The sequence below is a fragment of the Xanthomonas sp. NCPPB 1068 genome (assembly GCF_041479385.2).
GTDB lineage: Bacteria > Pseudomonadota > Gammaproteobacteria > Xanthomonadales > Xanthomonadaceae > Xanthomonas > Xanthomonas cannabis.
In genome coordinates, this window is the sequence record NZ_CM192986.1 from 4,728,040 (window position 1) to 4,740,938 (window position 12,899).

Below are 12,899 nucleotides of genomic sequence, written 5' to 3' on the forward strand. Positions count from 1 at the left end.
AAAAAAGGATCGGGCACAAGGCCCGATCCCTTCGAAAACCGGGACAAGCCCGGTGGACAATGAGTGGCACAGCTTCCGACTGACATCGGACGCCGGCATGTTAACGAGACTTTCACATTAAAGCAATGCTTTAATTTTCATGGCTTAACTCTTTGATTCTATTGGCTAGACGCTAGCAACAGCTGGGCGATCAGTCCTTGTGCTGCACCACCGCCGCACGGATCTCGGCCTGCATCGCAGCCGCCGCGGCGGCCGGATCGACCGCCAGGCGGATCGGCCGACCGACGACGATCGCGTCGGCGCCGTCGGTGAAGGCCTCGGCCACGCCCACGGTACGTTGCTGGTCATCGCCAACCGGGCCGCCGGGGCGGATGCCGGGGCAGACGATCGAGAATGCCGGGCCGGTGGCGCGCCGGATCGGGCCCGCTTCCTGGCCGGAGGCAATGACGCCATCGATGCCGGCGGCCTGGGCGGCCAGCGCGCGCTCCACCACCACCTCCACCGGCTCGCGGTCGATGCCCATCGCCGCCAGGTCCGGGCGGCCCATCGAGGTCAGCACGGTCACCGCCAGCAGGCGCATGTCGCCCTGGTTGGCTTCGGCGGCGGCTTGCAGCATGCCGGCATGCCAGCCGTGCACGGTGCAATAGCTCACCGGCCACTGCGCCAGGCGGCGGATGGTGCCGGCCACCGTGGCGGGGATGTCGAAGAACTTCAGGTCCACGAACACCCGCTTGTTGCGCTTGGCCAGCGCATCGAGCACATGGAAGTACTCGCCCGACGCCAGCAGCTCCATGCCGATCTTGTAGAAAGACACCGACTCGCCCAGGCGGTCCACCCAGGCGATCGCCTCGTCATGGCCGGGGACGTCCAGCGCAAAGATCAGCCGCTCGTGCGCGGCCAGGGCTAACGGGGGACGGTTCATCGGGCGATCTCCAATGCGGCGCGCTTGGCGTCGTGGCGTGCTTTCCAGGGTTGCGCATAATCGTTGTTGAACTGCGCCGGCTCCCAGCCGCCGTAGCTGGGGTTGGGCAGCATCCACCAGCGCTCGCCGAACCAGTCGTGGTACTGCTGCAGCAGCGCGCCACGCGCCTGCCCGGTGTTGGCGCTGACCTGCACGAAGTCGCCCAGCTGGTCACCGAACTGCATCAGCACGCGGTACGTCTGCCCGGCCAGCTGGCGGCGGCAATTCTTCTCGCTGCCGTTCTGCTCGCACCCGGGCACCACCGTGCCCAGGCCCAGGAACACGCTGTCGTCGGCCACCGGCAACCCCACGCTGCGCAGATTGGCCAGCGTGGCGTCCTTCAGGTGCACGGCGCGGTTGGAAATGTAGATCAGGGTGACGCCGCGGGCGTTGGCGGCCTTGGCGAAATCCACCACCCCCGGGATCGCGGTGGCCTTCTTCTCGGCCACCCACTGGTCCCAACTGAGCTCGTCGTATTCCTTGCCGTCGCGCAGCAGGCGTGCCTGGTAGGGCGAGTTATCCAGCACGGTCTCGTCCACATCCAGCACCACCGCCGGCTTCAGGCCGGTGGCAGCGTTGGCGCGCTCTTCCGGGACCAGCGCATCCCAGTTGGGCTGTTTGAGCGCGGTGTCGAGCTTGTCGGCGGCGGCGCGATAGGTCTGCTCGGCCACGGCGCGGTATTCCTCCGAGCGCTGCATCCACAGCACCGCGTTGAGGTTGTCGTCGCCGGCCGGCGCGGTGGTCGCCGACGTTGCGGCCTTGGTGACCGCGGCGCTGGCATCGGCATGGGCGGTTGCAGCGGCAGCCTGCGCAGGCTGGGCCGGTTGCGTGTCGCCGGGCTTGCAGGCGCTCAGGGCCAGCGCGGTGCAGGCGAGCAGGGACAACGGTGCGTAAAGCGAGGGGCGCATGGCATCCACCAGAACAGGAACGGCAATGAAGCGCGCAATTTTAGCGGGTTCGCGCCAGTCCGCTCGCGGTTGCCGCTGCCAGGAGGCGAGCCGTGCGCGCCACCCGTGCGACGCGGCTTGTAGGGCAGCCTGGCCGGACGGGGTTTCGGCACGATGCGCATGCGGATGCGGGCCTGCGCCTGTTCCTGCAGGCGCAGGCCTGTTTCGCCGCACCACGCAGACCGGCGCCATCCGGAGTTCGCTGCCGCCGCCGCGCATGTTCGCCGCATCGAAAGAACGCTGGCAGCAGATCGGCATATCCTTGTGCGCTGATTGCCCCGGAGTCACCGATGACCGAACTCTCGTCCCCGCCCGTTCTCGACACCGCCCAGGCCCGCGTGCTCGGCTGTCTGATCGAAAAGGAAGCGACCACCCCGGATGCGTATCCGCTCACCGTCAACGCCGCCCAGGTCGCCGCCAACCAGAAGACCGCGCGCGAGCCGGTATTGAACCTGCAGACCGGGGTGGTGCACCACGCGTTGCGCCAGCTGGAAACCCTGGGTCTGGTGCGCCAGCAGTTCTCTTCGCGTGCCGAGCGCTACGAACACCGCCTGGGCAATGTGCTGGACCTGACCCGCCAACAGGTGGCCCTGATCGGCCTGCTGCTGTTGCGCGGCCCACAGACGCTGGGCGAGCTGTTTGCGCGCAGCGAGCGGCTGGCGCGTTTCAACGATGCCGACGACGTGCGCCATCACCTGGACCGCTTGATCCAGCGCGGCCTGGCGGCGCAACTGCCCCGCGCCAGCGGCCAGCGCGAAGACCGCTACGCGCATCTGCTCAGCGGCGAGCTGGATATCGACGCCTTGCAGGCCGCCGCTGCGCGTGCCGCACCGAGCACACGCAGCGGCAGCGACACCAGCGAACTGGACGCGCGCGTGCAGACCCTGGAAGCCACGGTCGCCGAGCTGCAGGAGGCGCTGGCCGCGGTGCAGGCGCGGCTGGACGCGGCCGGCGCCTGATCCGATGGTCGGCAGCCGACAGCTGTGATATCGGCGCTGTGGCCGGTCTGCAGCGCTGCCGCCTCTCGCCTTGGGTCGAGGCCAAGGGCGGCTAACGAAACGCATCGTCATTGCCGGCGCTACACCCGCGCTTGGGCGCCGGGATCGGAGCACTGGCTCAGGTCGGCGTATCCACCTCGTCCCATTCGGCATCTTCGAAGTGCAGCAGCCAGTTGAGCGCGTAATGCCGCTCGTTACGCCACGCCCGGCATGCCGGCCGCGGGACACGCCGTGAACCCATCTAGAAACTCGATGGCGGCACCCATGCCGCGAACGGCCCGCAATCGGAGAGAACACCGCGACAGACCGCATGCTGGCTGCCTCGTTGCAAACTCTGCGAAACAACCAAATCGACTGGTCCTTGCCCGCTCGCCGTCGCGGGACCTTGCGCGGCATGGATGCCGCGCCAGGGCTTACAAGGATGTACTCGCAGCGTGTCCTGCGAGGGTGGGCGGGCAAGGGCCCCGCAGCCGAACCTGAGATCGGCTGCTCATGCATTGGACCGCATGAAGTCGTCTATCAGACGCCATCGCGCTTGCATCAGCGAATGAGCCGATATCGCTGGCCGCTCAGCCCGACCTACCGGCAGGCACAAGATCGATTGCGTAATACAGCACTGCAGGGGTGTCGGGACTCAATACCCGCAGGCCCTCGCGTTGCAAGCCCAATGCCTCCAGCGCGCGGATCGACGCGGCGTTGTCCGGCGACACGATTGCGCACAGCTGCATCAGTCCCAACACGTCGCGCGCATGCTCGAGCACCGCCCGCCCGGCCTCGGTCACATAGCCCTTGCCGCGGTGCGCGGGCAACAGCGCAAAACCGAGATGCGGTACCGGCAAGGGATCGCGGCACAACAGCCCCAACGTACCGATAAACGCGGCATCCTCACGCGTTTCCACTGCCCAGTGCGCGAACCCATACCGCGCATGGTGCGCCTGCGCCCATTCGCACAGATGCGCTCGCGCCTGCTCGCGGGTGCGGATGCCACGGTCGTTGATGCCGGCGATAAATCCGGGGTCGTTGACCAGCGCCAACATCGCATCGGCGTCGCGCTCGGGATCGAGCAGACGCAAGCGCAGACGCGGGGTTTCGATCACGACGGTCACGGCGCACTCCGGCATCGGGGGAAACCAGACTGCCGTGCGGCCGCGTCACTGGCAAGCGATGCAATGCGTGCTGCGGGTTGCGGTGCAACCGCGCACCACGCGTCAGTCGAACAAGGCCTGGATTGCGGCCAACCCCGCGCTGGCGCGCTCCTTCTTGCGCTCGGCATCGGCCACCGGGTCGGCACCGTCGCGCTGCAATTCCTCGGCCGGAATCTCGTCGAAGAAGCGGCTCGGCTTGAGCCGCACATGCTCGCCGAACTTGCGCGTCAATTTGCTGTGGCTCATCCACAACTGTTCCTTGGCGCGGGTGATACCCACATACAGCAAGCGGCGTTCTTCCTGCAGATTGCCTTCTTCAAGGCTCACTTCGTGCGGCAGCACACCGTCCTCGCAGCCGACGATGAACACGTAGCGGAATTCCAGCCCCTTGGACGCATGCATGGTCATCATGCGCACCTGGTTGCCGCCATCGTCCTTGTCGTTGCGCGACAGCAGCGCCAGCTGCGCGGCCAGATCGCTGGCACTCGCACCGCGCGGACCACCTTCGAACCACTCGGCCAGCTCGTCCAGATTGCGCTTGCGCCGCTGGAAGCCGGTCTCGTCCTTGGACTGGTTGCGCAGATCGTTGAGCAGGCCAGACTTGTCGGCCAGCATGCGTACCAGTTCCCCCGCTGGCAGCCTGGTCGAATGCTCGCGCATCTCACGCAGGATGTCGGTGAAGGCACTCAGGCCGTTGGCCGCACGCGGCGGCAGATGCTGCAACGCGCCCATCGACTCGGCCGCGCGCGACATCGGCACCGACTTGCCGCTGGCCAGTTCCGCCAGGCGCGCCAGCGAGGTGGCACCCACTTCGCGCTTGGGCGATTGCACCGCCCGCAAAAACGCCGCGTCATCGTCGGGGTTGACGATCAGGCGCAGCCACGACAGCAGGTCCTTGACCTCCTGTCGCTCCAGAAATGCGGTCCCACCCGTCAGGTGGTACGGCACGCGCAGCAGCTGCAAGGCTTTTTCCAGCGGCCGCGATTGGAAATTGCCACGGAACAGGATGCAGAAATCGCTCCACGGCACCTGCTTGGCCGTGCCCAGGAACGAAATCTCGGCCGCGACCTTTTCCGCTTCGTGCTCGCTGTCGCGGCACTCCCACACGCGGATGCGCTCGCCGTCGGCCTGGTCGCTCCACAATGTCTTCAAGTGCTCGTGCGGGTTATGCGCGATCAACGCATTGGCCGCGCGCAGCACGCGGTTGGAGCAACGGTAGTTCTGCTCCAGCTTGATGATTTCCAGCGCCGGATAGTCGCGCGCCATCTGCTGCAGGTTTTCCGGGTTGGCGCCGCGCCAGGCGTAGATGCTCTGGTCGTCGTCGCCCACGCAGGTGAAGTTGCCGCGCGGCCCGGCCAGCATCTTGAGCAGCCGGTACTGCGCATCGTTGGTGTCCTGGCACTCGTCCACCAGCAGGTAGCCGATGCGCTCGCGCCAGCCCAGCACGATCTCTTCGTTGGCTTCCAGGATCTGCACCGGCAGGCGGATCAGGTCATCGAAATCCACCGCATTGAAGGTGGTCAGCCGCGCCTGGTAGCGCTCATACAAGCTGGCGGCTTCTTTCTCGCGGTTGCTGCGCGCCGCTGCCATCGCCTGTTCCGGCGACAGGCCGGCATTCTTGGCGCGCGAGATCAGGTTCTTGGCATCTTCGATCGCATCGGGCTTGGCGCCATGCATCAGGTCCTTGATCTGGGCGGCGGCATCGTCCGAATCGAAGATCGAAAAGCCGCGCTTCAACCCGGCCGCCGCATGCTCGATCTGCAGGAACTTCAGCCCCAGCGCATGGAAGGTACAGATGGTCAGCCCATCGGCGCCATCGCCGCGGATGCGTTTGGCCACACGCTCGCGCATTTCCTTGGCCGACTTGTTGGTGAAGGTGATCGCCGCGATACGCTTGGCCGGATAGCGGCCGGTGGCGATCAGGTGGGCGATCTTCTCCACGATCACGCGCGTCTTGCCGCTGCCGGCACCGGCCAGCACCAACAAGGGACCTTCGCAGTGCAACACTGCAGCGCTTTGCGGGGGATTGAGACCGTGCATAGGAGCTTCCGACAGAGCGCGCCATTGTACCGGGGCGGCCTGCCGCTGGCCGGCGCGACGGGTTCATCTGGTCAGGCAGGCGCGTGTTCGCGCTGGGCCAGCGATGCGGGCCGCGCAGCGCGGCGTTGAAGCTGGGCAGCGCGCAGGCCCCGGCATGGCCATCTGGCAGCACGCGCCCCGCAATCAGCCGCCCGGCCCGGTAAAATCGACCGATGGCCAAGCTCTACTTCTACTATTCGGCGATGAATGCCGGCAAGACCACCACCTTGCTGCAGTCGGCGCACAACTACCGCGAGCGCGGCATGCGCACGCTGATCCTCACCCCCAAGCTCGACCACCGCGCCGGCAGCGGCGTGGTCGCCTCGCGGATCGGCCTGCGCGCGGACGGGCGTATCTTCGAGCGCGACACCGAGTTGCAACAGCTGGTCGAACGCGACATCCACAACGATGGCGCGTTGCACTGCGTGCTGGTGGACGAAGCGCAATTCCTCAGCCGGGCACAGGTCTGGCAACTGAGCGAAGTGGTCGACCGCCTGCGCATCCCGGTGCTGTGCTACGGCCTGCGCACCGACTTTCGCGGCGAGCTGTTCGAAGGCAGCCAGTTCCTGCTGGCCTGGGCCGACGAACTGGAAGAGATCAAGACCATCTGCCATAGCGGCAGCAAGGCCACCATGACCGTGCGCGTGGATGCGCAAGGGCATGCCGTGCAGGATGGCCCGCAGGTGGAGATCGGCGGCAACGAGCGCTATGTGTCGGTCAGCCGCGCCGAGTTCAAGAAGATCATGCGCGGCGAAGGCCGCATCGACCCGCTGCAGATCGCCCTGCCGCTGCCGTCTGCGTAGACGTAGGCGAGGGCTGACCTCGACGCTTCGGCCCTCCTTCGCAGGATCGACGCCGGAGTGGCAACAGCGATCGATTCCAGCGCATGCAACGCCCTCACTGTGCCGCCCACGCAACCAGCGCGTCACAGCCGCTTGCGAGCAGCTGTGACGTTGTGCGACAGCCCAGCCCAAACGGCCCTCTGATTCAGCGTCGCCGCTGGCGACACGCAGGTTGCTCGGCAAGGATCCACTGGTGGATCCATGCACGGTCGACACCATCCGTCCTGGTCGACCTATACGTTCCCTCTGCACCGCTAGACCTGTTCGGGCATGGGGCCGTTGCGGCATCGTCCACGCCCGCCGACAGGCGTATTGTTGGGCGCGTGACGCCGCACCGTTGCGCACAACCAGGCCCATCCGCAGTCCTGTAGACTGCGCTCCATCCACTGTCGGGAGGCACCCATGGATTCGCTTCCTGCCGAGTTACGCGCCGATATCGCGCGGGTGGGCCGGCTATCGTCGGTTCCCGATGTTCTGAGCATCCTGACGCGGCTGACCGGCATGGGGTTTGCTGCCGTGGCGCGGGTGACCGAAGCGCGCTGGATCACCTGCCAGGTGCGCGACGACCTGTCCTTCGGCCTGCTGCCCGGCGACGAGCTACCGCTGGCGACCACCTTCTGCGACAGCGTGCGGGTCAAGGGCAATGCCGTGTGGTTCGGGCATGCCTCGGACGACCCGGTCTACCGCGACCACCCGTCGCCGCGGCTGTATGGCTTTGAAAGCTATGTCTCGGTGCCGATCCGCTTCGACGATGGCAGCGTGTTCGGCACCTTGTGTGCACTGGATCCGCTGCCACGCGCGATGGACCAGCAACTGGTCGAGAAGGTCGAATTGCTCGCGCAACTGCTGGCCGCGCAGATCCAGGCCGAACAGCGCGCCGAAGAAAGCGCACAGGAATCGCGCCGCGCACGCAGCGAACTGGGCCGCGCCGGCGCCTCGGCACGATTGCGCGAAGAGTTCATCGGCATTCTCGGCCACGACCTGCGCAACCCGCTGCAATCCATGCACGCGGTGGTGGACATGCTGTCCATCGACCAGCTCAGCCAGCGCCAGGGCGGGGCCATCCGCTCGATGCAGCGCAGCCTGCAGCGCATGGAAGAACTGATCGATTTCGCCTGTGATTTTGCCCGCGGCATCGAACGCGACTGGCTGCAGCTGGACTACGGCAACGGCAGCGACCTGCTCGACGCACTGTCGCAGGTCGTGGATGAAACCCGCGCCGCGTATCCCAACCAGGTGCTGTCCACGCATGTGGCGATCGACGAGCCGGTGCATGGCGACGCGGTGCGCCTGGCGCAGATGTTCGGCAGCATGATGATCAACGCGGTGGTGCAAGGTCAGCAGAGTTCGCTGATCAAGGCGGTCGCCGTCACCGAGCAGGGCCGGCTCCGCATCGAGGTCTGCAACCTCGATGGCATCGACCCGCGCCGGCTGGATGTCCTGCATGCCTCCACCCATGTGCACAGCGCCGGCCGGCCAGCGCCGGAAGTGGACCTGGGCCTGCATATGGCCGCGCAGATTGCGCAGGCGCATCAGGGCGAGCTGCGCATCACCAGCGGCAAGAACGGCACCTGCTTCCGCGTGGAGCTGTCCTGCGCCCGCCCACGCGCACGCATGCAGCTGGTCAAGGGCACGACGTCGGCCTGAGCTTGCCGGCCGACAACTGCGCTTGCTCGCAGCGTGATCCAACCCGCGTGCCGAGCAACCCACCTCGCTCATCTGCCAGCCGCGCCCAGCAGCGGTAGGCGCATGACCGGTGCCGCATGCATGCGATGCACGCGATGCACGCCATCCCTGCCACGCACATAGGCGCACGTGCGTCGCCGATGGCTGCGCCGGCAACCGGTGCAGTGCATACCTGTTCGGGCGAGCTGTCATGGTCACGGCGCGGCTGACCGCACCCGTAAAGGTGCGGGCCTGCGCAGCCCGAGGATCAGCGACGACATGCCGGCAGCGGCACCCCGCCAGCCAGGCATGCCGTGCATGCCGGCCCTGGCAGCGCCGGCATGCACGACGCGTTGCACACGCTCAGTAGAGTTTGCGCTCGCTCGCCGGCGGCGGCGTCCATTGGTAAAGCCAGGTTTCGGTGAGCGGCTTGCCGTTGGCGCGCAGGTACAGGCGGATATCGATCTGCTGGGTACCTTCGTCCGGCGGCACCAGATCGAACATCGCCCGATAGCCCTTGAGCTCATGCAGCGGCCGCGCCGACACGATCTCGGTGGTGCCGCGCGACACCTGGATCACCGCCTCGACCTTGGTCTTGGCGTCCTTGACCAGGCCAGGCAACTCGCCACCGGCGAAGTCCACCGCAAACCGCCACGAGAAATGACCGCGCTTCTGCCCGACAACGCCGCCCAGACCGGTGCGCGTCGCCACGCAGTGCGCCAACGGCGAACTGGCCGGCGGCTGCGCGCCCCAATACAACCGGTAGCCCATCAGCAGTTCCTGCCCTGGCTGCGGCTTGGCCTGCGGGTTCCAGAACGCCACGATATTGTCGAAGGTCTCATCCACGGTCGGGATCTCGACCAGTTGCACCGAGCCCTTACCCCAACCGCTCTTGGGCTCCACCCACAGACAAGGGCGCTTCTCGTAAAACACCCCGTCGTCCTGGTAATGGTCGAAATTGCGGTCGCGCTGCAGCAGCCCGAACCCGCGCGGGTTCTCGTCGACAAACATGTTGAAGCGCAGCTGCGGCGGGTTGCACAACGGGCGCCAGATCCATTCGCCGCCACCGGTCCACATTGCCAGGCCATCGGTATCGTGGATTTCCGGGCGCCAGTCCCAGTCCATGCGGTTATCGTTTTCGCCAACCTGGTACATGCTGGTGCACGGGCCGATCCCCAGCCGCTCGATCGCCTTGCGCGGGTACAGCGCACTGTCGATGTCCATCACCAACACCTCGCCATTGGTGATGGCAAAGCGGTAGGCACCGGCGACGCTGGGCGAGTCCAGCAGGCCGTAGACCACCACCGTGTTCGAATCGTCGGCGGGCTGCTCGAGGTAGTAGGCAATGAAGTCCGGAAACTCCTCCGGGCCACCGGTGCCGGTGTCGATGGCCAACCCACGCGCCGACTGCCCGTACTGGCCTTCCTTGCCCACCGCGCGGAAATAGCTCGCCCCCAGAAACGCCGAAAAATCGCGGTCGGTGTCCTTGCGGGTATTGAGCCGGAAGCCGGCAAAGCCCAGATCCTTGGGCAATTGCTTGCCGCCCAGCCCGCTGCTGCCGTAATCGAACGCAGCCGGGTCATAGGCCAACTGCTGCGCCTTGCCATCGACGATGTCGTAGATGTGCACCGGGGTGTGGAAGTACAACCCCAGGTGGAAGAACTTCGCCTGGAACTTGCCGTTGCCATCGGCCCATAGCGCGTGGTCCTGACGGTAGCGGATCGACTGGTACTGATCCCAGTTCAATGCTTCCAGCGGGCCTGGCAGGATCTGCTTGTGACTCTTGTACGGCGCGGCGGCCAGCGCACGTGCCTGCCCCTTGAGCCAGGCATAGTCGAACGGCTGCGGCTGACCCAACCGACGCAACCCCACGGCCTTGGCAGCCAATGCCCACTGCGGCACTGCCGGTAAACCGAGCGCAGCCAGGGCGGCAGCAGCATTCTTCAGGAAATGGCGTCGTTGCATGCGCATCGATCTGGTCAGGGAATGGGCGACATCATAGCCACAGCCTGACGTGGACGCGCGTACCGGACTCAACGCGCTGCGGCATCCGCTACACAGGCGTGCTCCAGCGCCAGTTCCTTCGCCTTGCCGCACAGGAACTGTCGCTGTGCCTGCTCCTCGTCCGGCCCGGTGTATTGCAGCAAGGTCCACTGCTCCATGGCCTGCATTTGCGCGCCCGGCGCCAGCTGGCGGTAAGGCGCATGCACTTCCATTTCCAGCAGGCCATCTGCTACATGCCGGGCTGGCGCATCCATGTACAACTCCACCTGCCCCTGCTCGGGATGGATGGCCGCCCGTTGCTCATGCGCAAAGCGAATGACCAGCACCTGCGCACCGGCAAAACCCGCCATCCAGCCTGCCGATGGCTGCAGCAGCAGCTTGCCACGCTGGATCAGCCCGTCTTCGCGCGCGTCCGCGCGCAGAGCAAGAAGGCCGGCGCGGTGCCGGTAGGCCGGCGGTACGGTACCCGCCTCACTCGGCGGCTGCACGCGGATATCGGCAGCCGCTGCCACCGGCACGAACACACGGGTGCTTGCTGCAACGCGCGTGTTGAACCATAGATCCCAGGCAACCGCCTGCTTGCGGATATTGCGTGCAGCAGCATGCACCTCAACCGTGTCCGCCCGTGTGCTGGACAGCGCGATGCGCTTGGTCAGCTGCACCCCCGTCACCGGACTGGGCACGCCTTCCAACGTCAGCTGGCCCGCATCACGCGCGGCCACACGCGTGGTGGCCAATGACAGATACGGATCAGGCGGCCATACCGCTGCCGCGGCCTTGCGCTCGGGGTTGACCTGCTGGTGCAGCCACCACTGGCTCTGCGGCCCCACCCATACGTCGTGGCCCAGATACGGAACATCCCCCGACCGCGCCGACACTTCAGCCACGGGTGAGCGGTCCACGGCGCGACCGATCTTCAACACACTGGGCTGCACGCGCAGCTGAAACGACAGGATGCGTCCGCCAAAGGACGGCGTTGCACTCAGCTGCACTACATCGTTGCTCAGCTGGATGCGCTGCGCGGCAGCTGCCTGTTCTTTTGCGGGCTCATCGGCATGTGCGCCACTGACGCACAGCACCGCCAACGCAGTGACAACAACCTGCGATAGGCGCAGAGACGGTGAGGTAGGCATGCAGCACTTCCAGATGCAGGACGCAGGGATTGTGGCGCGGTGTCACGCTGGAAACTAGCGGCACGGTGTTGGCCGCTATAGAGCGGTGACGCAATGCTCCCTGCTCAGCCGTTGAGTCCTCATGACATGGCGCCGCGGCTGTGGAAAGCCCGGACGCGCTGGAAGCGATCTTCCGCGACACTGTGCGCGGATTGGATACCGGCGAGCTGAAAAACTCCAGGCTTTCTCGCACGATTCGCGGTAACGGGCTTGCTTTAGTCGCCCGCAATACCCGCGCCTTGCTTATCGCTGACAGCTCCCACACCACACAGTGGCGCGTTGCCCGATGGTGGCATGTTTCAACGCACGCCCGCACTGCTTGCAGGGCTCGCCTTCGCGCCCGTACACCGTCAATTCCTGCTCGAAATAGCCGGGTGCACCATCGGGACTGATAAAGTCCCGTAGCGTGGTCCCGCCGCGCTTGATCGCGTAGTCGAGAATCTCCTTTACGGCGGCAACCAGGACGCGATACCGGTCAAGCGAGACCTTTCCGGCTTCACGCAATGGACTGATGCCTGCACGATGCAGGCTCTCGGCCGCATAAATATTGCCGACGCCAACCACAACCGCCTGATCCATCAAGAATGTCTTGACCGCCGCGCGACGACCTCGCGAGAGCGCATAGAGATAATCGGCAGTAAATGCCTCCGACAATGGCTCAGGACCGAGTGCGGCAAGCAATTCATGCGTTTGTGCATCGGTTTGCCACAACAGACAACCAAACCGACGCGGGTCGTTGAACCGCAAGACGCGCCCATTCTGCAGGCTGATATCCACATGATCGTGCGCGCGCGGCAGGGTATCGCCTGGCAACACACGCAGGCTCCCCGACATGCCAAGATGCAGCAACGCGCTGCCACCTGCATCGGTATCCACCAGCAGATATTTCGCACGTCGCCGTACCTGCGTGATGGTGGCTCCAGGCAACAGGCGCTCGATCTGCTCGGCAATCGGCCACCGCAAATCCGGACGACGCAGGATCACGCCATGGATGCGTTGCCCAACCAGGTGTGGCGCAAGCCCACGCATGGTCGTTTCGACTTCGGGCAGCTCAGGCATCGAGGTTTCCAGATCAATCGGTCAGGC

10 protein-coding genes and 1 pseudogene are annotated in these 12,899 nt (G+C 65.9%); 3 read left to right on the forward strand and 8 right to left on the reverse strand.

Annotated features, from left to right (window positions below; genetic code table 11):
* Positions 1 to 190 precede the first annotated feature (190 nt).
* Positions 191 to 922 carry an orotidine-5'-phosphate decarboxylase gene (pyrF, locus tag ACCQ12_RS19990; RefSeq protein ID WP_372382557.1) on the reverse strand — a complete coding sequence of 244 codons (732 nt, stop codon included), beginning with the start codon at positions 920 to 922 and terminating at the stop codon, positions 191 to 193.
* Positions 919 to 1,878 (reverse strand): HAD family acid phosphatase, encoded by a 960-nt coding sequence (locus tag ACCQ12_RS19995; RefSeq protein WP_338121489.1) that lies wholly within the window; start codon positions 1,876 to 1,878, stop codon positions 919 to 921. The genes pyrF and ACCQ12_RS19995 overlap by 4 nt, the downstream gene beginning before the upstream one ends.
* Positions 1,879 to 2,198: 320 nt before the next feature.
* Here ACCQ12_RS19995 and ACCQ12_RS20000 point away from each other — a divergent pair, with 320 nt between their 5' ends.
* Positions 2,199 to 2,867: a YceH family protein gene (locus ACCQ12_RS20000; RefSeq protein WP_166752916.1), complete on the forward strand. Its 669-nt coding sequence runs from the start codon at positions 2,199 to 2,201 to the stop codon at positions 2,865 to 2,867.
* Between the two features lie 157 nt (positions 2,868 to 3,024).
* Here the strand turns inward: ACCQ12_RS20000 and ACCQ12_RS20005 are convergent.
* From ACCQ12_RS20005 to rep, 3 genes and pseudogenes are all read right to left on the reverse strand, one after another.
* Positions 3,025 to 3,099 (reverse strand): annotated as a pseudogene (locus tag ACCQ12_RS20005) (DUF4272 domain-containing protein); the annotation flags it as partial.
* Positions 3,100 to 3,475: 376 nt separating this feature from the next.
* Positions 3,476 to 4,027: a GNAT family N-acetyltransferase gene (locus ACCQ12_RS20010; RefSeq protein ID WP_047693879.1), complete on the reverse strand. Its 552-nt coding sequence runs from the start codon at positions 4,025 to 4,027 to the stop codon at positions 3,476 to 3,478.
* 87 nt (positions 4,028 to 4,114) lie between these two features.
* Entirely contained in the window at positions 4,115 to 6,091 is a 1,977-nt protein-coding gene (rep, locus tag ACCQ12_RS20015; protein ID WP_104581689.1) for a DNA helicase Rep, read from the reverse strand.
* A gap of 212 nt (positions 6,092 to 6,303) precedes the next feature.
* On the opposite strand from rep, the gene ACCQ12_RS20020 reads away from it, so the two are divergent.
* Together ACCQ12_RS20020 and ACCQ12_RS20025 are read left to right on the forward strand one after the other, a co-directional pair.
* A complete protein-coding gene (locus ACCQ12_RS20020; protein WP_372382558.1) occupies positions 6,304 to 6,933 on the forward strand; it encodes a thymidine kinase in 630 nt (209 codons plus the stop codon).
* A gap of 441 nt (positions 6,934 to 7,374) precedes the next feature.
* Positions 7,375 to 8,619 (forward strand): GAF domain-containing sensor histidine kinase, encoded by a 1,245-nt coding sequence (locus ACCQ12_RS20025; protein WP_039413568.1) that lies wholly within the window; start codon positions 7,375 to 7,377, stop codon positions 8,617 to 8,619.
* A gap of 381 nt (positions 8,620 to 9,000) precedes the next feature.
* On the opposite strand, the gene ACCQ12_RS20030 is transcribed toward ACCQ12_RS20025, so the two are convergent.
* The 3 genes from ACCQ12_RS20030 to mutM form a co-directional block, all read right to left on the reverse strand.
* The gene (locus ACCQ12_RS20030) at positions 9,001 to 10,602 is read right to left on the reverse strand and encodes an OpgD/OpgG family glucan biosynthesis protein (protein WP_104581716.1); all 1,602 of its coding nucleotides are present in this window, start codon (positions 10,600 to 10,602) and stop codon (positions 9,001 to 9,003) included.
* A gap of 68 nt (positions 10,603 to 10,670) precedes the next feature.
* Positions 10,671 to 11,774: a DUF4380 domain-containing protein gene (locus ACCQ12_RS20035; protein WP_372382559.1), complete on the reverse strand. Its 1,104-nt coding sequence runs from the start codon at positions 11,772 to 11,774 to the stop codon at positions 10,671 to 10,673.
* 282 nt (positions 11,775 to 12,056) lie between these two features.
* Positions 12,057 to 12,872 carry a bifunctional DNA-formamidopyrimidine glycosylase/DNA-(apurinic or apyrimidinic site) lyase gene (gene mutM, locus ACCQ12_RS20040; protein ID WP_372382560.1) on the reverse strand — a complete coding sequence of 272 codons (816 nt, stop codon included), beginning with the start codon at positions 12,870 to 12,872 and terminating at the stop codon, positions 12,057 to 12,059.
* Positions 12,873 to 12,899: the final 27 nt, after the last annotated feature.

Bases quoted from the DNA above. Each gene is read 5' to 3' on its own strand.
- pyrF (WP_372382557.1), bottom strand. From the start codon at position 922: ATGAACCGTCCCCCGTTAGCCCTGGCCGCGCACGAGCGGCTGATCTTT.
- ACCQ12_RS20000 (WP_166752916.1), top strand. From the start codon at position 2,199: ATGACCGAACTCTCGTCCCCGCCCGTTCTCGACACCGCCCAGGCCCGC.
- ACCQ12_RS20010 (WP_047693879.1), bottom strand. From the start codon at position 4,027: ATGCCGGAGTGCGCCGTGACCGTCGTGATCGAAACCCCGCGTCTGCGC.
- rep (WP_104581689.1), bottom strand. From the start codon at position 6,091: ATGCACGGTCTCAATCCCCCGCAAAGCGCTGCAGTGTTGCACTGCGAA.
- ACCQ12_RS20020 (WP_372382558.1), top strand. From the start codon at position 6,304: ATGGCCAAGCTCTACTTCTACTATTCGGCGATGAATGCCGGCAAGACC.
- ACCQ12_RS20025 (WP_039413568.1), top strand. From the start codon at position 7,375: ATGGATTCGCTTCCTGCCGAGTTACGCGCCGATATCGCGCGGGTGGGC.
- ACCQ12_RS20030 (WP_104581716.1), bottom strand. From the start codon at position 10,602: ATGCAACGACGCCATTTCCTGAAGAATGCTGCTGCCGCCCTGGCTGCG.
- ACCQ12_RS20035 (WP_372382559.1), bottom strand. From the start codon at position 11,774: ATGCCTACCTCACCGTCTCTGCGCCTATCGCAGGTTGTTGTCACTGCG.
- mutM (WP_372382560.1), bottom strand. From the start codon at position 12,872: ATGCCTGAGCTGCCCGAAGTCGAAACGACCATGCGTGGGCTTGCGCCA.